Origin of the sequence: Acidithiobacillus caldus ATCC 51756 (assembly GCF_000175575.2) — a bacterium.
Taxonomy (GTDB): domain Bacteria; phylum Pseudomonadota; class Gammaproteobacteria; order Acidithiobacillales; family Acidithiobacillaceae; genus Acidithiobacillus_A; species Acidithiobacillus_A caldus.
Map to the genome: position 1 here is coordinate 1,358,558 of NZ_CP005986.1, position 24,748 is coordinate 1,383,305.

Sequence of the window (24,748 nt, forward strand, 5' to 3'; positions counted from 1 at the left end):
TAGTTTCTTTTGGTGCGGTGTTGATAATTCGCAATGCGCTTCAGAGTGCTTGCATTCGGACGGATTCGCGTTAGGCTGGTCGGGGTATCGTGGAGCGCACCACTGGAGACGATAGATGTCCGGCTTGCTGACAGACCAGGGTCTGGCCCCTTGTACCACCTGCCCGATCCATCGCTGGAGTATTTTTTCTGGGCTGAACGATGCGGACCTGGAACAGCTTCCCATGGCGGTCCACGATCTCGCCGTTTCTGAGGGTGCCGTACTCAGCGTGGAAGGGCTTCCCAGCGACAAGGCATTTGTGGTCCGGCAGGGAGCGGTCAAACTGGAAAGGGCGGGACCAGATGGGCATCACTTGGTACAGCTACTGCGCAGTGGAGACATCTGGGGATTCGAGGGATTAGATCAACTTCCGTATCGGCACACGGCCACAGCGTTAGAGGCGGCTCGGATCTGCTGTCTGGAAGTAGAGGCCTTGCAGCATTGGTGTGAGCGCGACGCCCGTGTCCGCCAGGCCATACGCCGGCGGCTACAACAGGCCCATCAGGAGACCGAAGATCACTTATTGTTATTACTCTCTTCGAGTGCTGAGGTTCGCGTAGCGGGTTTTTTGTCGCGCTGGTGTCGAGACTATCCCGACGGTCAAAAAATATCGCTCCCGCTCAGCCGGCAAGAAATGGCGAACTACCTTGGCATGTCCAAGGAGCATCTGAGCCGAATCATGGCGAAACTGAAACGCGATGGCGTGGTACGCGAGCGGCACGGTTGGATTCAGGTGAATTATCAGCGCGTGCGCGCAATATATTCTGGTGTGTTACAAGCCACCGATGCCGAGAAGGACAGCTCATGATCACCATCGTTGAGCATTAATCACCTTCGCCATATCGATTGGCCAATTGGTATCGGGTTGGCCGAGATGCTCTGTGGTTTCTTCCCCGCTGATATCCTCGAGGGTACGGCCGGAGGGCTCCTTGAGGCAGAAGGCGGTGAGGAGGAGGCCAGCGAGGGCGAAGAAGAAGGTGATCATGAGGGTGCCGTGGAGGCCGAACTTGGCCAGGAGGATGGGGAAGACCAGGGCACCGAGGAAGGCGCCGACCTTGGCGGTACCGGCGGACAGGCCGTGGCCGGTGGTACGCAGGTTGACGGGATAGAGTTCACCGGCCAGTACGAAGGTGGTGGTGTTGGGGCCATACTCGGCGAAGAAGTAGGACAAACCGTAGAGGACCAGGAAGACGGCGATGGACTGGGTGAGGATGGGGAAGGCGCCGATGAGCAGGAACATCAGGCCCATCATGAAGAAACCCAGCATCTGCAGGGTCTTGTGGCCGACGCGGTCGATGGTGAAGGCGGCCAGGAAATAGCCGGGCACGGCGGCCACGGCAAAGACGATGAGGCTCAAGGCCGTACTCTGGATCACGTCGGCGTGGGGCGCCAGGTGGTGCATGACCATGGGGGTGGAGATGGTATTGCCGTAGTAGGCGTAGTCGAACATGAACCAGGAGCCGGCGGTGCCGAGCAGGGTCAGCCAGTACTTGGACAGGGGCTGCTTGACGACCTTGTCGTTTTTGTTGGCGACGGCGGTGCCGAGGCTGAAGGAAGCCAACTGGCGCTCGGCGGTGGCGCTATCGCCCTTGACGCGGGCAAGCCAGCGTGGGGACTCGGGGAGGGTGCGGCGGATGTAGATGACGGCCATGGCGGGCAGGGCACCGAGGCCGAGCATCAGGCGCCAGGCGGCATCGTGGTTCATGCCGGCGGCGAGGAGGGTGAGGGCGACGACGGGGCCCATGACGAGGCCGATGGCCTGTGCCGAGAAGACCAGGGAGACCATGCGGCCGCGGGATTTGGCGTTGGCGTACTCGGACATGAGGACGGCGGACATGGGGTAGTCGCCGCCAATGCCGAGGCCCAAGATGACGCGGGCGATGAGGAGGACGGTGACGTTGGGGGCGACGGCGGAGAGCAGGGCGCCGATGGTCATGAGGATGGCCTCGAGGCCGTACACTTTCTTGCGCCCGAGTTTGTCGGCGAGGATGCCGAAGAAGTAGGCGCCGGCGAAGGTGGCGATGAGGGAAATGGAGCCGATGAGGCCCACCTCGGAGGCGCTAAGATGCCATTCGGCCTTGATGAGGACGAGGGCGGTACCGATGATGAAGAGATCGTAGGCCGAGGTGAAAAAGCCCATGGAGGCCGCCCACATGGCCTTCAAATGAAACGGACTGAATGGAGCTGTGTTGAGGGTATGGGCAACAGTGTTATCGTGCATTCCATCGGATGCGGATGCCATGAAGAGGCTCCTCGCTTTGTGGTTAACGGGTTGGCTGCATGCGCATACTAACAAATCTATGTGACAGTTTTATGACATAATGATAAAAATATTTTATTGCCTCCGTGGGTATGGGCTATCGAACGCCTCCGCCTGGACTCAGTCAGTTCCCGAACTCTGGGATTGTGTGCTGTGCCCTCTAACGTCCTCTTGCGGAGGTATCTGGATCGCCATGCCGGGGCGTTTCTGCCGATAGTGGGCGCGGTGCTGGCCCGACTGCTGCAGAGGGTTCGGGCATCGATCAATCCGCTGTCCTGTGGCTATGTCCCTCTGGATCTGAACGTCTTTACCCTCGACAATTCCAGTACCCGGAAGGAAGGGATTGGCTGGATCTACGCAGGTTTTGTCGGCTTATGCCCCTATTGCCGTTTACCTGGGGCAGGGGGGCGAACGTTGGCGTGGAACTGTGGGAAGGAACACGGCACAGCGCCGAAGCGAATACAAGACCTTGGACCGCGACCCGCCCAGAACCCTGAGCCTCACCAGGCAATCGATCTTCATATGCATGGACGCCGGCTTTCACAGCAAGACCATCGCCGCGACTCTGGCTCGCTATGCCGACACACATCGGCAGCAAGAAGCGAACCTGGCTTTCCTCATCGAGTGGAAACGGCGCGGCCATGACCTGGATCGGCTCATCGCCGCCAGCCTGGAGGATTAGGAAACCTGCTGGGCACGGCACCGGCATGCACGGGGTCTTCGTCTTGAGGAACGGGACGACGCTTGCAAACAGCAAACAACTCCTGATGCCAGAAAGTAGCCTGGAAGGCTGTGACACGACACTGCCCGAGCGTTTCGCCCCATAGGCCAGCACCGCGATATACACCGAGTGACGAGCGGTACCGTGCCGGGATGGTATGCGCGAAGGTGACGGGTTCGGGTTGAGTGATCGTTAGCTTACGATAGACTGTAGCCTCGGGGGCACGGCCATGACAAGAACTTGGGCGCCTCGAAAAACCCCATGGCCACTCGAGGTTTGATAGAATGGCGGTGGGCCGAATTGCAACGGAGTAGACGGGATGATGGCGCGCAGGACTGCGGTCAAGAACGATCTGTTGGCCGATGAGGGTTACGCCCACAAGGTGGATGCCATCGGTGACCCCTTGCAGAAGATCGAGGCTGTGGTTGATTTCTCTGCTTTGGCGCAGGCCGTAGAGCGGATCTCCCCGCCCCCGGAGCAGCCCAAAGGTGGGCGTCCTCCCTATCCTACTGAGATGATGGTTCGGGTCTTGGTGGTCAAACGCTTGCACGGCCTTTCTGACGAGCAGACCGAGTTTCAACCGCTGGATCGTCGCAGTTTCCGGCGTTTCTGTGGCCTGGAGCACTCCCGCAACATTCCCGACCGGACCACGATCTGGAACTTTGAGAATCGGATCGGAGTGGACGGGGTCAACGCACTGTTTGCTGAGCTGGATCGTCAGATCCGTGCGCGCGGCCTGGAGGCTCGTGCAGGGCAAATCGTCGACGCCACCTTGGTGCCCGCGCCCAAGCAGCATTTCACCCGGGAAGAGAAAGCAATCCTGGATCAGGACGCTATGCCCGCGGACTGGAAGCCCGCCAAGCGACGGCAGAAGGATGTAGATGCCCGATGGACCAAGAAGCATGGTAAATCCCATCACGGCTACAAATTCACGGTGAGTGTGGACCGTAAACACAAATTCATTCGCACTTGGGTGCCCGACACGGCGTGTGTGCACGATTCCCAACATCTGGAAGCGGCGCTCGAGGAGTGGAACACCAGCGCCGAGATCTATGCGGACAAAGGCTATGTCGGTGCCGAACGGGAGGAACGCCTTCGGGAGCAAGGCTATCGCCCGCGGATCCAGCGCAAGGCGAAGCAGGGCAAGCCGCTTTCTGCCTGCCAGGAGCGGCGGAACCGGCGTATTGCCAAAGTGCGTGCGCGGGTAGAGCACGTCTTTGCTGCCATCACCCAGTGGGGTGGTAAGCGTATCCGCACCATTGGTCAGGACCGCGCCAACTTCGCCATGGGCATGATGGTGCTCGTTTACAATATGCATCGCCTGGCCTTTCTGGGGCCGTAATGCGTCCAGAGCTCAGAAAACCGGGCTGAAAAGCCTAAAACAGAGGAGAAACCGGCTCAAAAAGGCCATTTCTGAGCCCCAGGCGGATTCGTCATGCCGCGTGGTCAGTTTTTGGCGGTTGATCGAGGTGCCCACCTGTATGGACGCAACATAGTGTAAGTATGTATTGAACTGCTATACACTTCGCATGGTTTCGAACAATCCTTATCATTTAAGTAGGAGATGTATAGCATGTTGAGAAACATTTTACTCGCTGGTTTTTCTGTAGTTTTGACTGCGTGTTTTAGCGCCCCATCATTCGCGCTGACGGCGTCACAGCTATCGCACATGACCAAAGAACAAAAAATCCAGGCTCAGAAATATTTTAGGGTTCTTCGACGTTTCATGTGGGTAGCCGGAGATCGAGCTTACCCAGGATGAGATAGGCCATATTGATGAAGTTCTTGTGGGTGCGGTAGCCACGGGCCTTGGCCTTGGCAGACTGCAGGAGGCTGTTGAAGCCCTCCAAGATACCGTTGGTGATCTGGCTCTCGAACCAGCGGAGGATGCCATCCCAGTGGTTCATGAGGGTGTAGGTGACTTTGACCAGAGGGGGTAGTCCGCTGGCCTTGGCGTTTTCCATCCAGGCCTTGAGGAGCACAGCGCCCTGGTGGCGATTCTGGATCGTGAAGATTTCTTGGAAGGTCAGGCGGAACTGGTAGGCCTGGGCCGTCTTGAGGTTCTGGTTCTTGAGGAGCTCCTGGAGCTTGGCGCTCTGCTTGGCCGAGAGCTTTCCTGGATTCTTGAGCCAAAGCCAGCGGCTCTTCTTTAGGTCGGGTTGGGAGTACACCTCTCCCTTGCGCACGACGTCCACGGCCTCATTGATGAGCTTCATCAGGTGAAAGCGATCGAAGGTGACCTGGGCGTTGGGTAGGTGTTCTGCGGCACCTTTTTGGAAGGCTGGAGAGAGGTCCATGCTCACCTCCGCAATAGCCTCGGAGTTACCACCATGGGCCTGCAGATCTTCGCAGAACTTCTCAAAGGTCTGAGCATCCTTGCCTGGGGTGGCGAAGAGTAAGCGCTTGGCCGCCAGGTCCACGAACAGGGAGATGTAGTCGTGGCCGCGCCGGCTGCTGGTTTCGTCGACACCGATGGCCTGAACCTCCGACATGTCCACCGCCTCGCGGGCTTTGGAGACATAATGGTCGATCACCCGCCAGAGTCGCTGGTCCGTCTCCCGGACCAATCGGGAAACCGTCAACACCGGCATCTCCCGGACCATGGCCATGACGAGAGCCTCGAAGAGCAGTGTGAATCCTGAGCCTTCCCGCGCCCAGGGGACGGGCACCAAATGCACACCGTGTTCCGGGCACTGGACCCGCGGCACCCGAGCATGGAGGTAGGCCGCATGCTGGAAGAAGTCGAGGTGGCGCCAGACCTTCTCCTGCGTGTCATGGACGGGACAATCCTGACCGCAGACCGGACAAGGGAAGTGGCTACCTCTTGAGAAGTTCACATAGAGGTCCAGGCGCTTCTCCTCCACCGTAAACCGAACCACGTCCACCGCCCACGGTGGAACTAGGCCCAATGCCAGCGTGAACAGCTGATTCCCTTGGTCCATAAATCCCCTCGGCTTGCTGACCGCTCCACTAGGCAATCATACCGCCTTACCCACTCAAAATGTCGAAGAGCCTATTTTAGATCTCACTCATTGTGATTCTCACGGATTTTTAAAAGGTATCATCCTGGACCCTATTGGATACTGAAAAATGCAAAGAAACTCGATTTTACAAAAAACCAGATTGCTCAGGAAGCAAAGCTTAAAGATGGTATGGCAATTAGCACCATTACCGATGACAAAAACTACAGAACGCCTATGCCATATATAAAGAAAATGCAGCGGCCGCACAACCGAAAGCTTCGGTCATAAAACGTGATATTTACAATGTTGGCAAAGCGGAAACGCTTTTGGCTTGGGAGATGGTTCCGTATCATCTGAAAGGGTATTCAATACTCAATCGAGATCAGAAAAATGAATATCGTATACTTGCAAGTGAAGCATGGTCAAAGCATGCTAGCATGAAGAATGACTAGAATCGCGCGAGTGCTTAGGACTGCTCGCATTTGATAAGAATGTTGGCCGCTTCGCGCTTGCTGGGCAGAAGCGGCTCATCTATTCTAACGAGTAATCCTATTCTGGCGTCGACGGACAGCGGATCCCCAGTCGCTGCGTAGGCTTACTCAGGCCGGATCCAGAGCACCAGATATGACGTCCTTATGGGCAGGCTCTTCCTGAACACGGCGCTGCTTGCCGAACCATACATAAAATGCAGGTATAACGTATAGAGATACCAACGAGCCAAAACCCAAGCCAGAAACAATCACGAGCCCAATAGAGAATCGAGCATCCGCGTTTCCCCCAGTAGCAAAAAGCAGCGGGATAGCTCCCGCGATCATTGCGGATACGGTCATGAGGATAGGACGCAACCGCAGAGATGCCGCGTCAATCACAGCACTTCGTTTATCTAGACCTTTTTCCTGCTGTATAGTGCTGGCAAACTGTACAATCAGAATGCCTTGCTTTGCAATCAAACCAATAAGCATCACCATCCCTACCTCAGAGTAGATATTGATGCTCGACACCCCGAGTGCGATAGGCAATAACGCGCCAAAAAGCGCTACCGGAACGGCGGTCAGAACGACCATGGCATCGCGAAACGTGTTGAACTGTGCCGCTAGTAGTAGCAATACCATGAGCAGGGCAAAGGCAAAGGTGATGGCAAGCGTATTCCCTTGATGCACGTATTGGCGGGAAACTCCGGCATAGTGTACTTCAACCCCTTTGGGCAGCATCTGCTTTGCCGTTGTTTTTAAGACAGATAAGGCCTGTCCCAAGGACACTCCTGGTGCAGGATTTGCCTCTATCGTCACTGATGGCAATTGGCCAAACTGGGGTAGATACGTGGGTGCGGTATGGGCCTTTAATGTGACCAGTGTGGACAGTGGAATTTGTGCCCCGGTAGCCGTTGCAATCGTATAGGACTTAAGAAAGTCCGGATTAGCACGGAGAGCGGGGGGAACCTGTGGAACCACACGATAACTGAGTCCCTTCATATCAAAATAATTTACATAGTTGCCGCCAAGCAAGGTCTCTAGGTTCTTGCCTATATCGGCCATGCTCAAACCAAAGGAAGCGGCCATAAGACGATTGATGCGAATCGTATCTATCTGATTGTTGTACTTGAGATTCTTGCAGATAAACGCGAAATCCCCGCTGGCTTTGGCCTTGTCGATGATTTTCCGTGCCAGACCATCGAGCTCATGGTAGTTGCCGGAGGTGCTCGTCAAGACAAACTGCACCGGCAGTCCTACGGCAGATCCTGGTAAAGGCGGCAGGCCGAACGCGGATAATTTCATTCCGGGGACTTGACTCGCAAGCTGTTGTACTTTTTGACGCACCTGCTGCGTCGTGACACCGTCCCGATGCGGCTTCAATACCACACCGGCCATTACCTCGTTATTTAGAAGCATGCCGCCAATACCGACACCGTTGACGGCAAAGCTAACGGCCCGACTATTGACTTTGTCGAAATCGGTCGTGGTAAGGTAGCGGTCGTAGGCATTCATGTACTGCAAGGTTGCTGTGGGCTGGGCAACGCCGTTGACGTAGACGATTCCCTGATTCGCTGGCGGTGCGAGCTCGCTGGGTGCTATCGCGAATAACCCGTAGATTCCTGCCGTGAGTGCGACGGCCAGCACAATGACCGCCGGCCAGACCGTGAGGACCCGCGATAAAGAACGTCCATAGACGCCTTTCAAGCGGTTGAAGGCATGTTCGACCGCGACGGCGATACGACCTTCATGCCCTGGCTTCAAGACGCGCGATGACAGCATCGGTGCCAAGGTGAGCGCGACAATCATGGAAAGGGCCACGGTCGCGACGATAGTCAGGGCGAATTCACTGAACAAATGACCGACCAAACCGCCGATGAAGGCCATTGGTGCAAACACGGCCATCAACGTGGTCGCCATGACCAGGATAGGGCTCGCGAGTTCCTTGGCGCTGGCCAACGCGGCATGTAGCGGTGTCGCGCCATGTTCCATGTGACGATGCACGTTCTCCACAACGATAATGGCGTCGTCAACCACTAAGCCGATGGCGAGCACCATGGCCAAGAGCGTGAGTAAGTTGATGGTAAAGCCCATGGCATGGAGCAGAGTCAAGGCACCGACCATCGCAACCGGTAACGCGACGGCCGGAACGATGAGCGCTCGCCAGGTACCCATGAAGAGATAAATCACCAGTACGACCGCAAGCAGCGCCAGTGCGATGTCGGTGAGCACCTCGTGAATCGAGCTTTGAATAAATTGCGCGCCATTGTAGATGACCTGCTCGTGCATTCCGGCGGGCATGGTCGTCTGTAGCTGTGCGAGCACCGTTTTTACACCCGCGGCCACTTGTAGAGCGTTGCTTCCTGGTGCCTGCTGGATACCTATGTTCACCGCAGGCTTGCCATCGACCAGTACGGAGGAATCGTAGGTCTGCGCTCCCAACGAGACCTGGGCCACCTGATCGAGGTGAATAGGCACACCATCCCTGGTCGCGACAACCAGTTGACCAAACGCTTTCGGTGTGTGCAGGGCGGTAGACGCGCTTAACGAGACGGCGGTGTAGTGACCGCGCAACCGGCCCACCGCCGCGACGAAGTCGTTTTTTTGCAGAGCACTATCGATCTCCGCTGGCGTTACCCCGTATACGGACATGGCGTGCGGATTCAACCAAACGCGCATCGCATAGGTATTACCATTGGGACCTGTGCCGGGGGGCAGGATGGAGGTCAATCCGATCCCCGGAACTCCCTCTATCGCGGGCTGAACGACTCGGGTGAGGTAGTCGGTAATCTGCTGCTGGTTATATCCTTTTCCCTGAAAACTCAGCAGCATCAAGTAGGCGCCTGAACCCGGCATTTCTTCAACGATCGGTTGCATGACCCCTTTGGGCAGCTGATTAAGAACGGTGTTGACCTTGCTCTGAACCTGTGAAAGCGCCGCATTTGGATTCACGCCCATGCGCATGTACAGGGTGATGATGGACACGCCATCTTCACTCACGGCCGTCATATAATTGATACCCGGGGCCTGACCCACAGCTTTCTCCAGGGGTGCCGTGATAAAGGCGTTCACCGTCTTTGGTGTCGCTCCAAAATAGTGCGTTGTCACCGTAACCATGGAACTCTTGGTCGGGGGATACTCGGTAATAGGCATCAATCCCAGGGAGCGAAGCCCAAAGAAAAATAATACCAAAGCAAGACTGATTGCAAGAATGGGGCGGCGAATGAAAGGTTCAGTGAAATGCATCGTCAAATATCCTCTGGATGCGCGTCAAATCTTGGCAGCGTTATTAATACGAACCGTGTCTCCACTACGTAGTTTTACCTGGCCCGCCGTAACAACTTTCTCTCCAGGCTTCAGCCCTGACGTAATGGCCACATCTTCACCAAAATGCGGACCGGTTTTTACCATAACCTGCTTGGCCACAAGCGTATGATTTCTTCCCGCGGTAACAATATACACAAAATCGCCATAAGTATTGAAACTGACGGCTACGGTCGGTACGAGCAACTGCGGAAGCGGCGCACTTTTGGGTACCACGGCGAGTGCAAACATTCCCGGCTTTACCGGCGCGTCCTTAGGTAGTTCTGCGCGGACCTCGAGTGCGCGATTCTTCGCATTCACCTCGTTCGATAACGCCTTTATGGTCGCATCAATACGGTGAACCTTGGAGCCCAGCCGCAGTTTTACCTGGATCGGCATTCCTGGGTGAACCAGGACACTATCTTTTTGCGGCAAAGTAAAGTCCAAATAAAGGTGGTGGAGATTTTCCAGAACCACTGCCGGTTGGTCTTTTTCTAAGTATTGACCAAGATTTACCTTGCGCAATCCGACAAGGCCAGAGAACGGTGCGATTATCTTGGTGTCATTCAGGCTTTCTTGTAAAGCCGTGACCTTTGCGCGAGCTGCCGCAGCGGTATATTTTGCTTTATCCAGGGCAGCCGTAGAGATGCCGTGAATTGCGTATACCTTTTCTGCGCGCTGATAATCGACTTGTGCGAGGCGCGATTCGGCGAGTGCCTCCTGAAGCTCTCCAGGAATTGGGCCGGGATTGAGCTCCACCAGCAACTGGCCACGGTGGACCAGTTGGCCAGAGTGAAATGAGATCTTGGTGACAATACCGGAGGCCTGCGCGCTCAGCATTGCGCCCTGTTGAGCCACCACCTGTCCCACTTCCGTTAACCGCTCCGTCACCGGCTTGCGAATCACATCCGCGACGGATACCGTGACCGGTGGATTGGCAGAAGCTTCCAGTCGCTTCTTCAAGCGTTCTTGTGCCAGGCGATAATACGAACCGACACCAATTGCCAGGAAGGCAATGATCAGGAGAACGAGTATCAGAGCTTTTTTCATGTGCGATTCCCAGGATGATGTTGTACTTGCGTATCGGGGCGTTGGTTGCCGTCTTCGTGCGGTTTTACCTGAAGATCCGGACCCTCGCCCATAGCGACAAAGAGGGCCACGTTGTCGAGATACAGAGTGCTCCGCGCCTTGATGGCCGCGACGGTATCTTCTTGATACGCAATCTCGGCGTTCAGGAGTGCGTTGTAATCGACAACCCCGTCACGATACTTCGCAACGGCGAGTTTCAGCGCTTTTGCTGCAGCCTTTGCCGACGCTTTACTGTGCTTACACGCGGTGTGCGCAGACTGGAGTGCACGGAGCGCGTCAGCGGTTTGGCGAAAGGCATCGAACACGGTGGCGCGGTATCGGTTCGCAGCTTCGTGGTACGCGTCCATAGCGGCCTGGCGCTCGGCGGTCAATGCACCACCTTCATAAATGGGCGCGACGAGGCTGGCGCCCAACGACCACAAGGTGGAGACCGGATTGAAGAACAGCATCCCCGTTTGGGCGGCTTTGCCGATACTGCCGGTGATATCCAGTTGAGGGTAGAGATTGGCGGTCGCGACATCGGCGTTTGCCGAAGCCACGCGAACTTCCGCCCGGGCGGCCTCAATATCCGGACGAGTTTTTAGTAAGGCCGACGGCACGACTACGGGGATGTTTTGGGGAAGATGCAGGCGCTTGAGTGCCGGCAGATTGACGGGACGATTCGGCATACTCCCTAGCAAGGCATCGAGCGCGTGACGCGCCGCTGACACCGATGCTTCCAAGGGAGCGAGGCGCGCCTGCGCGGCGTCGGTGATGGCTTGCTGTTGTTCCACATTCTGCAGGTTCTGATAGCCCAGTTTATATTCGGCGCGCAGCAAAGTGAGCAAACGTTCATCCGCACGGGCTATGTGCTGTGCGGCCTGCAACTGGGCTTGTGCTTGCGCACCATCGATGGCCGCATTCATGGTGGCCGCGATGACGAAAATCTGCGCCTGTCGTAACTGTGCGCTTTGTACTTCGGTTCTCGCTTTGGCTGCATGGACCAGGTCTTCCTGACCGCCGAAGACATCGGGGTTGTACTGCACCGAGACGGTTCCCAGAATCAGGCTGTACAGATTGCCAGGCACCTTGTACTGCGAGCCCCCATCCGCTCCTGTGCGTAGAGCTTTGCTGCGGTCCGCACCGAGGTTTGCACCGATGCTGGGCATCAACCCGCCCTGGGCTGCGGCAACCAGTGCTTTGGCCCGTGCGAGCGATGCCCGATCCGCGGCAAGATCGGGATTGTGTTGAAGGACTTGATCCACGATCCGATCCAGCCCGGGCGACGCAAAGGTGGTCCACCACCGTGCATACGCCTGGTCGGACCAGCGCAAACGCTGTTGCCCGCCGATCTTTTGCGGGAGGGCCTTTTGGGTATACCGCGCCGGCTGCGGTATCGTCGGCGGCGGTAGATGCGGGCCGACTGCGCAACCCGTCAAAGCGGCACCAATGAGCGCGCTTGCAGCAACGCGAGACATCCGACGGGAAGGCTCTGTCGTTCGAAAAATAGCTTGGATTCCGCTCATACCCAAAGCACCTGCGTGGTCGTGCACGTTCCAGCCGCCGTTACACTGGGCAAGGTGTGTGTGGGGATGACGAACGCTAGATGGATCGTGGGCGGGGCAACATCTATGTTGGTCTCGACGGCATTGTTCAATACAGACAACGATTTTCTGCCAGAACGGCCCTTGACGGATCCGATTATTCTGGCGGATGAGATTCTAATGAGACCGTACCAATCCTCATGCAACGCCCATCCTTTACTCCAGTCCATCTGCACAACTCCTATCTAGACCCCGTCGCGCACTCGGGCATGAGCACGTGACCATAGCTTTTGCCATCGCTTTAGCTTGGCATGTGATCGAAAGCATAAGGGAAAGTTGTGTAACAATCTGTCAAAATTGGGCGCTTTTTTGTAACAAATCGTAAAATATGTAACATCCTGGTAGATCTGTTACAAAATACCCTTGCTGGAGGCACGGGTTGATGTTCCTATATATTCGGCTTTGTACTCCTGTGTCGGCCAGCCTGGCGATGGCCACCGGCATCTGCCCGGTAATTGGGCCAGGCTCGAATCAGGTTGTGCGAGGATTACAGCGAACGTGTGGATTACTGTTGCCAGAAAAAGGCTTTTGGATCTGATCAGCAACGGGTAAGGAGAGGGCCGTGGAACAGGGTAATGCCTTTGCGAAGGGAACGGGAGAGTCGGGCCTGGACATCGAAGGGTTGCTGCGGCGATCTGCTCGCATATGGATGGATCAGGCAATCGCGCGGAATGGGGTACCTTCCGGAGCAGGAGATCCTGACGGTGGTCGGCCCCGTGCCCGTACCGATCCCCAAGGTGCGAGACCGGCCCAGTTCGGGCGTGGTCTTCCGTTCTTCCCTGGTACTGCCGTATGTGCGCAAGTCGCGGACCGTGGCCGCCTCGCTCCCCTGGCGGTATCGACACGGGGTATCGTCGGGACGGATGCAAGCGGCGCTGTCCGTCCTCCTGGGCGAGGAGGCCAAGGGGCTTTCTCCGGCCGTGCTGGGGCGCTTGAAAGCCGAATGGGCACAGGAGCATGATCGATGGCAGCGCCAATTCCTACAGGGAAAGCGCTATGCCTACGGGTGGGCCGATGGAGTCTGTACTGACCTGCGGTTGGAGGACGATCCCCAAAATGTGTCTCTTGGTCATCCTTGGCGTGACGGCCGAAGGCAAGAAGGAGGTCGTGGCGGTCACCGACGGTTTACGGGACTCCAAAGCCTCCTGGCTAGAGATCCTGCGGGACTTGCGCGACCGCGGGCCACAGGAGGCGCCCCTACTGGCCATAGGAGATGGGGCGATGGGTTTCTGGGCCGCCCTAGACGAGATCTGTCCGCAAACTCGCCATCAGCGCTGTTGGGTGCACAATGCCGCCAATGAGATGGTTGGGTAAGTAAGGTGGCCGTTTCCAGCCCAACGGTGGAGAAGAGGTGACGCATGGAAATCAAATCTTCCGCACACATTCTGGTGGTTGACGACGATTTACGGCTACGGAGTCTGGTGGAAGCACACCTCCGTCAGGTGGGGTTTACTGTCGACGGAGTGCGTGATGGCCAAGGACTCGATCATAAACTTCACGGGGGGGAGGTAGATTTGATCATACTCGATTTGGGCTTGCCCGATGAGGATGGTCTGCAGATTTGTCAGCGCCTACGCCTGACATACGATACCCCTATCCTGATACTGACGGCCCGTGGGGATGAGGTGGATCGCATACTTGGGTTGGAGATGGGCGCCGACGATTACCTATCAAAACCTTTTCATCCACGGGAGTTAATCGCTCGTGTTCAGGCTATACTGCGAAGAACAAAGCCCATGAACAGGGGTCGCCAGCACGCCGATGAGCCAGAAATATGTATGAAGGGCGCTTTTGTGGTGGACACGCGCCGTCAAAAAATTCTGTGGCGGGGAGAACCGTTAGAGTTATCACAAGCCGATTTTCAGACACTTTCTACGCTTATCAAGCACGAGGGACAACCGCTCAGTCGGGAACGGCTCATGCTTCTGAGTCGGGGCCGAACCTATGCGTCGGATGACCGAAGCATAGACATGCAGATCTCGCGATTACGAAAGCTACTCGATTCCAAAACCGACGGTGCTCAGCACATTCGCACAGTATGGGGTAGCGGATACATGTTTCTCTCCGAACCATGATACGCTTAGGTGGCTGGCCTCGGAGCACATTGGGTCGAACGTTATTGTTGTTGACCGCTCTACTCCTCGTCTCTCAAGGTACCGTGTATGTCCTTTACCATCGCTACGTACTGGACCCCGCCGCTGATCGTTTCGCACAACTGCTTTGGCGAATGACTACCACACTTGAGAACAAGGCATTTACGCAGGCCCGGATTACCGGGTTCGATTATTTACCGCCGAATGATAAACCCGGTCTACCACCAAACGATTACTTTCTTCGACGCACGGCCAATTCTTATCGTCGTATTTCTCCAGGGGCATCGTTCAGGGCAACGAACGATAAAGGTCATCGCGTCTGGATTTGGATTCGCCCAAACCGTAAAGACCAGTGGATTGGATTTCCTATGGGAGCTATGGATTTTGTCACCCAAGGTTTCTTGTTCGCCAAGCTTGGGTTGTTGATGTTATTTACTTTAGTTGGTGCCTGGCTGATTGTGCGCCAAATAAATCGGCCCCTGTCCTTGCTTTCCAGGCAGGCCGTACGTATTGGTAAGGGAGAGGTGCCTGCCGCAACGGAACTGAACCATGCTCCAGTTGAAGTACAGGCTCTAGGGGCAGCCATTCAGCGTATGGCAGAGGATATTCATAGGCTGCACGAAGATCGCAGCCTATTGTTGACAGGAATATCGCACGAATTACGTACGCCGCTATCTCGTCTTTTGCTGACTTTGCATTTGGATGATGCAGAATTGCTGAAGCAGAAGTCGGAAATGCAAGAGGATGTCGCCGAAATGGACGAGGTACTCGATAAGTTTCTCACATTGGTTCGGTCGGGAGAGCATGAGCAACCGGTGATAGCAGAGGGCCAGGCGTGGTTGCGGCGCATGTCCGCTCTGGCACAAACAAAATACCACTTAGATGTGAGATGCCAACGCTTTGACGCAGCCTCCACAGGATCCCCCCTTATAAGGGTTCGACCGTTATCGTTGGAGCGGGTATTTCGCAATCTGTTCGACAACGCGAAAAAGTATGGCAGTGGCGTTCTGGATATGACCATGGAGACGGATGGTTCCGAGGTCCGGTTTCTTCTTGTTGATCGTGGTACGCATCTCGAAGCGCCGATTGTGTACAGAATGAACAGTGGCGAGTCTGCTCGGCAACCCGGACATGGGATGGGAATCGGGTTGATGATTTGTCATCGCATCATGGCATTGCACAAGGGCTCTTTGCATTTCACATCAGAGGATGGGCTGGCGGCAACCATTTGCCTTCCGAGAGTACAAGATGGAGTAACATCGGCACAGAGACAGGAATTCAACGCACGTAAATTGTAACACCTGTTACACCTGTTACAACTTGTTACATAAGCTAAAACTTATATGCAATTGTCTCCTATGGGCCCCGAGTATACTATCCGAAGCGCGGCGTAGTTATGCCCCTAGACAACGTATTAGCGATTCGGAGATTATATATCATGATTAAAAGATATTACGCGATCGGTATTGCCGTTACCGCAACCCTCTTGATTCCGACCGAGGCCCTTGCATCGATCACCCCCGTTCTGCAACCGGGAAACCCGTTCGATCCGGACAGTCCTTTTGCGCGTTTGTACCTACCCCAAAATGCGCCCAAAGGCAAGGATAAGGTAGGTCCCGCGGAATGGACACACGCGTATGGAAGTCCGACACACAATGCCGGATTTTCGGTGAGCGCGCACGCACCAGCCTGGGTCCGACGCGGTGTTCAGTGGAATTTTCCAGAAGCCCGCGCCTGGCCGTTGACGGATCCTACTCCTTTCGGAGCTCAAGTAGACGGCGTTAAGGAAGCACTGCCTGTGCAAACTCAATTTTATGGTAATGCCTTGGGTGTCTCAATGGTTCGCGGCGTTGTCTATGCCGAAAGTGACGACATGTTCGCCTATGCGATTAATGCCAGAACCGGAAAATTGATATGGCGCACTAGCCCTGTTGGCAATAATCTGATGGGTAATCCACTGGTTATTGGTAACCGCGTTTTCCTTTCTGCTGGAAGTGTATCGTTCAACTTTGCGAACGTAGTGGAGTTTAAGACGGATCCAGATAAAGCAGGCCGCGGAAAAGATATAAGCTATAACGGTATCTACTGCCTAAATAGCAAGACTGGTATGCTCGAATGGTACTTTCCGACGGCTGGAGACGCAATGCCGACTCCGGCCTATGCGTATCATTCGTTATACATTAGTACCGGTGATGGTAATGTATATCGCATCAATGCCAGCGATGGAAAGCAAATCTGGAAAACCCACGTGGGTGGTATCGCAAATATGTCGAGTCCCGCTGTTTGGCATGGTCGCGTTTATGTTGGCATGTCCGTGGTTCCCGGCCTGTATGCGCTGAATGCGCGCACCGGCAGTGTGGACTGGAAAGGGGAGATTCCCGGTGCAGTGAACACCGGCATGGGCGACGTGTCGCCTGCTGTGGCTCACGGGATCGTGGTCATGGATGCGGTTGCCAATCCAAAGATTGTGGACGGAAAGCCCACCATGGTGACCCTCGTGCGTGGCTTCAACGCCAAAACTGGAACCGCGTTGTGGACGGACAACATGGGACGAGGCGCAAAGATCCCGGCATTCAAAGGTGGTGTTCCAATGATCCACGGAAATGTCGTGTATGTTGGGTCACCGGTGACCTCGGACTACGATGCCATCAATCTGGATACCGGTAAGGTACTTTGGACCTGGCATGTGCCGCATCCGGGTCCTGCTGGCGCAGCCAGGGGAGCCCCAACCTACTATCAACATATGCTGTACATCTCAACGGGGCCCGATCTATACGTGTTGAATCCAAAAAATGGTCAGGAAGTTGGACATTACCATGTGGGGGGACGGTTTGGAATTGTCAATCCCACTATCGTTGGTGGCACCATTTATCTTGGGAACTCGTGGGATTGGGTCAACGCGGTGCCGGTAAAGGACGTATACTCCGGGTTCAACACGGCCAAAGATTGAGAGGAGACGGACGATGACATCGATCGTAGATAAGGAAATCTCGAAAAATGCACAACCTCACAGCAAACGGAGTTGGTGGATATTGTCGGTAGGCTTATTGGCAGTACGGTTTGTGCAGGGGTGGATTTATTGGGGTGGGGGATCCAGGCGATTCATATACGGTCCACAAAAACTTAATCCACACGATCACTGGATGGCCTATAAGTTTCAAACGGCTATGCCCGGCGCAATTCTCGGGACGCAGCATATTATCGCCTTTTTGCTGCATCATTTTACGCTCTTGTATGCTTGCGTCATTATCTTTAGTGCCGTCGAGCTCGTTTCTGGCCTAATGCTCCTTACGGGATTTCTCACGCGACTGGCCGCATTTTTGACGCTCGGACTTTCGTTTACGCTCATGCTGATGTTTGGTTGGCAAGGTGCTACCTGTATTGACGAGTGGACCATGGCAGCCTCTAATTTCGCTATGGGGATCACCCTCGTACTCCTCGGCAGCGGAGCGTATTCGCTAGATAACTGGGTTGCTCGTAAGAATCCGGTACTGGCGGAGAAGGGATGGTTTCGCTGGCTTGGTGGCAGCACACCATTACCGCTATCCGATGGAGCATTTAAAAAGCTGTCCTTGGTTCTATTCTGGATTGGGGTAGTTTTCATTGTTGGGACGTATTCCTATTACCGTGGCTCTGTTGTAACGCCTTTTCATGGTGATCCCACTGGAGTAAAGGCGCACCACATCGCGTTGACCAAAGGCCGGATCGTGGATCATAAAACCTTGGACGTAACAATGTACGTGGACGCGGGGACTCCGACCGTGCCGGCACATATTATTTGGATTCGGTTGGAGAATGCGGCGGGAAAGACGCTGGACAGGTGGAATGCAAAAACTCTGTCTCACCTGAATCCGAAGGCTATCCACAATATTTTTGCGTACCAGAAGGTTGCTCCGGATCCATTGCTCGGCCTAGAAGCTGGACTTGCGGCCAAGGCGACACTTGAACTTCCACTGGTTAGGCCCTTGAATAATCCTTCGGCCAATTCGCATGACAAAATTGTGATGCAGGGAATTAATGGGGTCGTTTCGACCGGAATGGTCTCCTGAAGAGGTTGCACCGTGTGATTTGAGGGACAGCAATCTTTCCCTCGCATGAGGGATAGTATACTCGACTGGCTCTAGGAGGTCGCTGAAAAAATATTGAAAAATCTCTTTTATTAACCAGGCCCCTAAATATCTAACATCGCGTAGCGTGCTGCGGGATGGTGGAAATAGCGCGCGACTTTCTCGGGCAGTTGGCGTAGCCCGTTCATGAAAGTGGTTGCCTTCTCCAGCAAGCTTTGGGTATCTGTGCTCATGGGGCCCGTACGCAGAGCGGTTTTGAAATCGCGATTGAGATACTCGTCGGGGTTGGACTCTGGCGCATAGGGCGGCAGAAATACGAGCTCAATGCGGTCCTGTTTGTCGGCCAGCCACGCGCTTACCACCTTGGCGTGATGTACCCGCAGGTTGTCCACTACCAGGAAGACCTTCTGCGGCGCGCCGGTGATCAGCTTTTCCAGAAAGGCGATAAAACGCTCCGCATGGATGCTGCCCTCCACGATCTCGAAGGCGATCTCTCCGCGCGGGGAAATTGCCGAAATCATCGACAGGGTGGTCCAGCGTGCCGGATGCTCGAGGATGGGGGTCTGCCCCTTGGGGGCATATCCCCGGACCCAGTGGGCATCCTCTTTGACGGCGGTTTCGTCGCCCCAGTAAATGACCGCACCTTCCTGCAGGGCACGCGCCCGAAGCCTGGGGTACTCCACCTCCAGCCACTGCCGTACAGCTTCCGGGTTCTGTTCCAGCGCCCGTTTGACCGGACGTTGGGGAGTAAACCCCCAGCGCTTGAGATATTTGCCCACCAATCGCACCTGCAAATCGATCCCGAAACGCTCCCGAATCAGTTGCCGGATGGCAGGCCGCGTCCAGAGCGCAAAAGGCATCTGCAACTGCCGTGGATCCTTTTGCACGATCTGGTCCCGAATCCAAGCCTCTGCCGCCAGAGTCAATTTACGGCAAGCCCCAACCGGCCGCCCCCGCGGGCGTTCCTCAAGGCTCTCGGTTCCTTCTCGTTTGGCTCGCGCCAACCAACCGCGAATCGTCGAGGGATGGGCACCAGACACCTTGGCCAAGTCCTCTACTCGCATGCCCGACTGTTGGCGCAACCGCACCACCATCTGCCGCAGTATGTTGCGCCCATCCACCGTCAATTTACGCACATCTACCCGCTTCATGACCCTCAGCATAGCAAACTACTATCGGATATTTAAGGGCCTGGTTAATAATCGGGATATTCGGTCAAAAAACCCCGGGAAACAGGCGCGGGCGCAGCTGTTTTGTTGTATTTCTCAGCTTTTGGTAGCCCTTGGACGGATTCCGGACGCACGAATCCCATCAAGTTGCTCCCAGTCGCGCCATCCGCACGAGGACGTACGCGGTCGCCGTGAGATGGACCGTTAGTGGTGGGTAGGCCGGACCGCCGGGGCGTCCAGCCCCAGGTTCAGGCGGTCCTCATCGTTCAACTCAAGGCTGACGGCCGCCAGTCCAGCGCGAGCCCTCTCATCTCCTTGCGCTGCAGCAGATCGAAAGAGCTCGTACGCGTAGACGAGATTACGCGGCAGCCCCAGCCCCTGGTAAAAGAGTAGACCCAGATTGAACTGGGCTTGCGGGTCTCCCTGGTCGGCGGCAGCGCCGTACCATTTGGCGGCTTCCAGAAAATCTTGGGCAACACCGCGACCCTCCGCGTAACGCACCCCCATGTTGAACTGGGCTACGGGATCACCGGCTAGAGCACGCTGCCGCAGGGCTTCCGGTTCGTCTCTGAGTCCGGCCAACTCCAATAAGTCCAGAGGTTCTCCGTTCCAATCCATCTCGATGCTACCCCCAAGAGCGGCTCTCGGTGCGCACCGAAGCCGGTACTTCGGTCGCCCGGTTCGCACCTACCGACGCCCTCCAAGATAAGGCGATGTGCGTGCTGAATCAAGCAGACCGCCGCTGCGCTGGTCTGGTAGTTTGTGCTGGAGACCGGCACATTCTAATCGTCCACGCCCAGTTTCTGCAAAGGGATGGCCTGTAGATACCCGCTGTTAGTACCAATGAAAAAGGTTTTCCCGAGCGCCACTCCATTTTGTGGACCGTATCCCCCTTGGTGCAGATTAGCGACGTGTATGACCTTTCCATTGGCTCTGTCCAAGGTAAAGAGGTTACCGTTACCCGTAGGCTGAATTACAGTATTTCGCACGATGGTGGGCGCCGCTTTCATGCCCACCTTAAGCGGGGTAGTCCAGAGGATTCGGCCATTGCTAACGTTTATGGCATATTCTCGATGGGTCACCGGGCTGCCCGTATAGATCACCCCGTGGTCAACTGCTGGTACAGCATCCTTGTTTCTGGGCGGTGTCTTCCCGGTACCCAGTGTGGTCGACCAGACCACTTTCCCGGTCGCTATGTCGATGGCCAACTCTTCCGAGTTCGAGACCGACTTTTGTCCTTTGGTCCTGGTCTCGATCTGCCCAATCGCCAGTCCGTCGGCTACCGCCCAGGTACCGTCGCCACCGCTGCTGGAGAAAATATGGGCAGGATGCACTTTCCACAAAAGTCTGCCCGTTGTAGCGTCGAGCGCGTAGATGTTACTTGGATGGGTTCCGCCGACAATGACTACGTTGTTCTGGGGATCTAAGGCGGCGGAAGACATGCTGACAAACGATTGGATGGCGGTCTTCCATTTCAGGGCACCGTTGGCAGCATCCAAGGCGTAGACATGGCCGTCGCCGTTACCAAAGATGAGCATGCCGTGATCGAATACCGCGCTGGGCATGTCCTCTCCCTTTGTCCGGTAGGTCCATACGAGTTTTCCGGTTGCCGCATCGACGGCATCGATTGCCGACACATCGCTGCCCCGGATCACCTGAGCGTCTTTCATGCCGAATTTCCGGGCGTGGCTATAGGTGAATACCGAATTTCCGGCACCCACGAACACCAGCGTTTTACCAGCGACGCGAGCCACTACCGGTGTGGTCATCAACTGGTTGTAGGCGTCGAATGCCCAATCGAGTTTGCCGCTTTTTGCCTGGAGCTTATACAAATAGCCGTTGTCATTGGGCGCAAAGACGGCATGGTCCGCTACAGAAACCCCGATAGGAAACCCCACGAGGTCACGGATGGTGGTGTTATTGAGAACCGCTTTCCGCGCGGCCGCCGCCCCGGGCACCTCAAAGGTCCACGAAACCGCAGGAAATGGTAATTTGATGAAGGCATTATGGCCCGGTTGAAACGCATACATGGGCCACAGTGTGGGTGTTATCCCTGCCGCGGCGGTTGGTACGTACAGGAAACTGCCGGTGATTACCGCGGAAATTAGCCTGAAAATAGTCGGGATCGTGTCCGAATCATGGTAGGTTCCTTGTCCATACAAGTATTCGCTCGTGCGCACTGAAGCATTATTTATGCCCGGCAAAACCCGGAGGACCGCGCCCCATATGGCGCGCAATGGCACACCGGCATGCCGGGTTTATGGGCAATACGGAACAGCGTGGTGCGCGTCTTATGCTTTTCACAGGACGCTCGAATGGCGCGAGATCGGTGCCCCATCCGCCTGTTGATGGCTATGGGTTGCGGGGTCTTCGGGTTCCTGCGAATAGCGGGCCGTATCGCTGCATGAGCATTAATTATTTCTTTAATATTTTCAAGTTCTGAATTTCTTCCGTCTGCATACAGGCGGTTTAGATATTATAAAAAATATCTGGAGTTCGGGGCAATCGTCGTCTATAGGTAAGGATACGTTGACACTGAGGAGTAAGCTATGACGATAGATAAGACCGAAAGACCCGGCAGGTTGACCCTGTTCTCCTGGAAGCTGTTGTTCTTTCGTGGGCTGGCGGCTTTGGGATTTGTTTTGGCCGCGCTTTTGGATTTCCCGGCCACGATGTCGCTGTTGGTGTGGTTCTTCGTTGGTTATGTCTTTTTTGACGGGGTATATTCGGGGTTACGGCTGATGCAACGAGGTACGGGCGTTTGTCCGCGCGTCCTGGTCGGCGTTAAAGCGATCCTGGGTATTGGTGCGGGTTGTGCCGTGCTGGTGCTCGCGTTGCGTGGTGCGCAGGTGCCCACCCTGATCACGATTTTTTCCTGGATTGCACTGGTTGGGGCGGTCGAGGGTTTGTGGGTACTGCGGAATGTCCAAAACAAGGAGCTCGTGCTCATCATTGGTTCCACGGCCTATTTGGCGTTGGCCGTTGCGTTACAAATGGTATTCGCCGTAGCGCAGACCGCCGGGGTCGAAATTTACAGTTGGATCGTCATTGGATTTTCGGCGGCATTCGCTGCGGCAATGTTCGGTATGAGCTGGGCCATGCACCGGAATGCCTTGCATCGTAGTCCATTGGCGGGTAGGGGGACGCGGGCGCCGGTGGCTTAGGGGTCATCGCGCATCCGCTGCGCAGGTCGTTCAAGGCGTCTGGTTGGGTACGTCCCCGACGGGACGTTCGGTGAAGCCGGTACGTAGTGCGCCGTCGCAATCGGTTGAGCGGCGGCGTTTTGCTTTTGCAGCCGGGTGTGGCGCTTGGCGGTACGGCGCAGGGTTTGTTTGGATGCTGGGATCTGGGTTTGGCGACAGGCGAGTTCCGCTCGATGCGGGCTGGCACCGAGGGGGCGGTGTCAATGAGCTATGCTCGAATCTGGTGTACGGGAGGTCTACAACTAGCTTGAGGAGGGTGGCGCACTGTTGCTAGAAAAGGGTTTCTGGATCCGATTCGCAACGAATGAGGAGTGCGCCATGCAAGAGAGTACTGGTTTCGACGGAGGAATGGGAGAGTTGGGCCTGAACATCGAGGGCTTATTGCGGCGGTCCGCGCGCCAGCTGATCCAACAGGCCATCGAGGGCGAGGTGCAGGTGCTGCTGGAGGAGTATGCCGCGGTACGCATGGTCGATGGTCGCCGGGCCGTCGTGCGGAATGGATATCTGCCGGAGCGGGAGATCCTGACAGCGGTCGGCCCCGTGCCTGTACAGGTCCCCAAGGTGCGAGACCGCTCCGGTTCGGGCGTGGTCTTCCGTTCTTCCCTGGTACCGCCCTACGTGCGCAAGTCGCGGACCGTGGCCGCAGCGCTCCCCTGGTTGTACCTGCACGGGGTATCGTCGGGACGGATGCACGAGGCGCTGTCTGTTCTCCTGGGCGAGGAGGCCAAGGGGCTTTCTCCGGCCGTGCTGGGACGCTTGAAAGTCGAATGGGCGCAAGAGCATGCCCAATGGCAGCGCCGGTCTCTACAGGGAAAACGCTACGCCTATTGGTGGGCCGACGGGGTCTATACCCAGCTGCGGGCGGAGGACGATCCCCGGATGTGTCTCTTGGTCATTATTGGCGTGACGGCCGAGGGCAAGAAGGAGGTCGTGGCGGTCACCGACGGTTTACGGGAGTCCAAAGCCTCCTGGCTAGAGATCCTGCGGGACTTGCGCGACCGCGGGCTGCAGGAGGCGCCACTACTGGCCATAGGAGATGGGGCGATGGGTTTCTGGGCCGCCCTGGACGAGATTTACCCACAAACCCGTCATCAGCGCTGTTGGGTGCACAAGACGGCCAACATCCTCAACGAGCTACCGAAGCGCCTTCAGGGGAAAGCCAAGGCCGCCCTGCAGGCGATCTGGATGGCCGACACCCGTGAAGCTGCGGAGAAAGCCTGGCAAGCCTTCGTGCGGGACTACCAGGCCAAATATCCCAGAGCGGTCGCAAAGCTCGAGAAGGACCGGGACGTGCTGCTGACCTTCTTCGACTTCCCGGCAGAGCACTGGCGGCATATCCGCAGCAGCAACGCCATCGAATCGACCTTCGCCACCGTACGGCAACGCAGCAGCCGCACTAAAAACTGTGTCTCTCGAGCCACTTTCCTTGGCCTGAGCTACAAGCTCATCCAGCAGGCAGAGAGACACTGGCGCGGGATTCAGCATCCGGAAAGACTGCGCGAGCTCTTTGCCGGGGTGACATTTGTCGATGGGATGCCTGCCAACGAAACCCGGCTGGATCCTCAACAGGACGCCGCCTGAATCGTGTTAGCAAATGCTCATACACCAATCTTGACCATAGCTCTTGGTGTCAATGATATAACTGCAGAGAATATCGGCTTTCAATAATAGAACTTGCCTGCCCGTGGACCGAGGACAAAACTATCACCGTGTTCAAGCAGCACGTGCTGCAAGCGGAGTCGGCAGGTGCATTTCGTGCCTGTTTGGTGTGTTTTGCGCGAACCCGGA

Annotated in this window: 17 protein-coding genes and 1 pseudogene; 10 read left to right on the forward strand and 8 right to left on the reverse strand. The window is 56.1% G+C overall.

Annotated features, from left to right (window positions below; all coding sequences use genetic code 11):
- Positions 1-115: 115 nt before the first annotated feature.
- Positions 116-847 (forward strand): Crp/Fnr family transcriptional regulator, encoded by a 732-nt coding sequence (locus tag ACAty_RS06640; RefSeq protein ID WP_014002944.1) that lies wholly within the window; start codon positions 116-118, stop codon positions 845-847.
- On the opposite strand, the gene ACAty_RS06645 is transcribed toward ACAty_RS06640, so the two are convergent.
- Positions 848-2,281: an MFS transporter gene (locus ACAty_RS06645; RefSeq protein ID WP_014002946.1), complete on the reverse strand. Its 1,434-nt coding sequence runs from the start codon at positions 2,279-2,281 to the stop codon at positions 848-850.
- Between the two features lie 361 nt (positions 2,282-2,642).
- Between ACAty_RS06645 and ACAty_RS15810 the strand changes: the two genes are divergently transcribed.
- Positions 2,643-2,981 (forward strand): hypothetical protein, encoded by a 339-nt coding sequence (locus ACAty_RS15810; RefSeq protein ID WP_070118376.1) that lies wholly within the window; start codon positions 2,643-2,645, stop codon positions 2,979-2,981.
- A gap of 361 nt (positions 2,982-3,342) precedes the next feature.
- Positions 3,343-4,362 (forward strand): IS5 family transposase, encoded by a 1,020-nt coding sequence (locus ACAty_RS06655; protein WP_038472722.1) that lies wholly within the window; start codon positions 3,343-3,345, stop codon positions 4,360-4,362.
- A 382-nt stretch (positions 4,363-4,744) separates the two neighbouring features.
- On the opposite strand, the gene ACAty_RS06660 is transcribed toward ACAty_RS06655, so the two are convergent.
- The 4 genes from ACAty_RS06660 to ACAty_RS06675 form a co-directional block, all read right to left on the reverse strand.
- Positions 4,745-5,962 carry an ISL3-like element ISAtc2 family transposase gene (locus tag ACAty_RS06660; RefSeq protein WP_012387028.1) on the reverse strand — a complete coding sequence of 406 codons (1,218 nt, stop codon included), beginning with the start codon at positions 5,960-5,962 and terminating at the stop codon, positions 4,745-4,747.
- Between the two features lie 620 nt (positions 5,963-6,582).
- Positions 6,583-9,699, reverse strand: a complete 3,117-nt coding sequence (locus tag ACAty_RS06665; RefSeq protein ID WP_004868230.1) for an efflux RND transporter permease subunit — start codon at positions 9,697-9,699, stop codon at positions 6,583-6,585.
- A 24-nt stretch (positions 9,700-9,723) separates the two neighbouring features.
- On the reverse strand, positions 9,724-10,806 hold the full coding sequence (locus ACAty_RS06670; protein WP_004868233.1) for an efflux RND transporter periplasmic adaptor subunit: 1,083 nt from the start codon (positions 10,804-10,806) through the stop codon (positions 9,724-9,726).
- A complete protein-coding gene (locus tag ACAty_RS06675; RefSeq protein WP_226824366.1) occupies positions 10,803-12,350 on the reverse strand; it encodes an efflux transporter outer membrane subunit in 1,548 nt (515 codons plus the stop codon). The genes ACAty_RS06670 and ACAty_RS06675 overlap by 4 nt, the downstream gene beginning before the upstream one ends.
- 700 nt (positions 12,351-13,050) lie before the next feature.
- On the opposite strand from ACAty_RS06675, the pseudogene ACAty_RS15235 reads away from it, so the two are divergent.
- From ACAty_RS15235 to ACAty_RS06705, 5 genes and pseudogenes are all read left to right on the forward strand, one after another.
- Positions 13,051-13,727, forward strand: a pseudogene (locus tag ACAty_RS15235) (IS256 family transposase); the annotation flags it as partial.
- Positions 13,728-13,786: 59 nt separating this feature from the next.
- Entirely contained in the window at positions 13,787-14,503 is a 717-nt protein-coding gene (locus ACAty_RS06690; RefSeq protein ID WP_004873218.1) for a response regulator, read from the forward strand.
- 50 nt (positions 14,504-14,553) lie between these two features.
- On the forward strand, positions 14,554-15,819 hold the full coding sequence (locus ACAty_RS06695) for an ATP-binding protein (RefSeq protein ID WP_226824367.1): 1,266 nt from the start codon (positions 14,554-14,556) through the stop codon (positions 15,817-15,819).
- 140 nt (positions 15,820-15,959) lie between these two features.
- Positions 15,960-17,471, forward strand: coding sequence for an outer membrane protein assembly factor BamB family protein (locus ACAty_RS06700; protein ID WP_038471812.1), 1,512 nt, complete (start codon positions 15,960-15,962; stop codon positions 17,469-17,471).
- Between the two features lie 13 nt (positions 17,472-17,484).
- A complete protein-coding gene (locus tag ACAty_RS06705; RefSeq protein ID WP_004873215.1) occupies positions 17,485-18,570 on the forward strand; it encodes a TQO small subunit DoxD in 1,086 nt (361 codons plus the stop codon).
- Between the two features lie 122 nt (positions 18,571-18,692).
- Here the strand turns inward: ACAty_RS06705 and ACAty_RS06710 are convergent, their stop codons facing one another.
- The 3 genes from ACAty_RS06710 to ACAty_RS06720 all read right to left on the reverse strand — a co-directional run bounded on the left by ACAty_RS06710 (position 18,693) and on the right by ACAty_RS06720 (position 21,919).
- Entirely contained in the window at positions 18,693-19,739 is a 1,047-nt protein-coding gene (locus tag ACAty_RS06710; protein ID WP_004872674.1) for an IS630 family transposase, read from the reverse strand.
- Positions 19,740-19,961: 222 nt separating this feature from the next.
- Positions 19,962-20,375 (reverse strand): tetratricopeptide repeat protein, encoded by a 414-nt coding sequence (locus tag ACAty_RS06715; protein ID WP_014002954.1) that lies wholly within the window; start codon positions 20,373-20,375, stop codon positions 19,962-19,964.
- A gap of 164 nt (positions 20,376-20,539) precedes the next feature.
- Complete coding sequence (locus tag ACAty_RS06720) at positions 20,540-21,919, reverse strand: outer membrane protein assembly factor BamB family protein (protein ID WP_226824195.1); 1,380 nt, start codon at positions 21,917-21,919, stop codon at positions 20,540-20,542.
- A gap of 420 nt (positions 21,920-22,339) precedes the next feature.
- On the opposite strand from ACAty_RS06720, the gene ACAty_RS06725 reads away from it, so the two are divergent.
- A complete protein-coding gene (locus ACAty_RS06725; RefSeq protein ID WP_226830143.1) occupies positions 22,340-22,921 on the forward strand; it encodes a hypothetical protein in 582 nt (193 codons plus the stop codon).
- Positions 22,922-23,278: 357 nt separating this feature from the next.
- A complete protein-coding gene (locus tag ACAty_RS06730) occupies positions 23,279-24,541 on the forward strand; it encodes an IS256 family transposase (RefSeq protein WP_004868469.1) in 1,263 nt (420 codons plus the stop codon).
- Positions 24,542-24,748 lie beyond the last annotated feature (207 nt).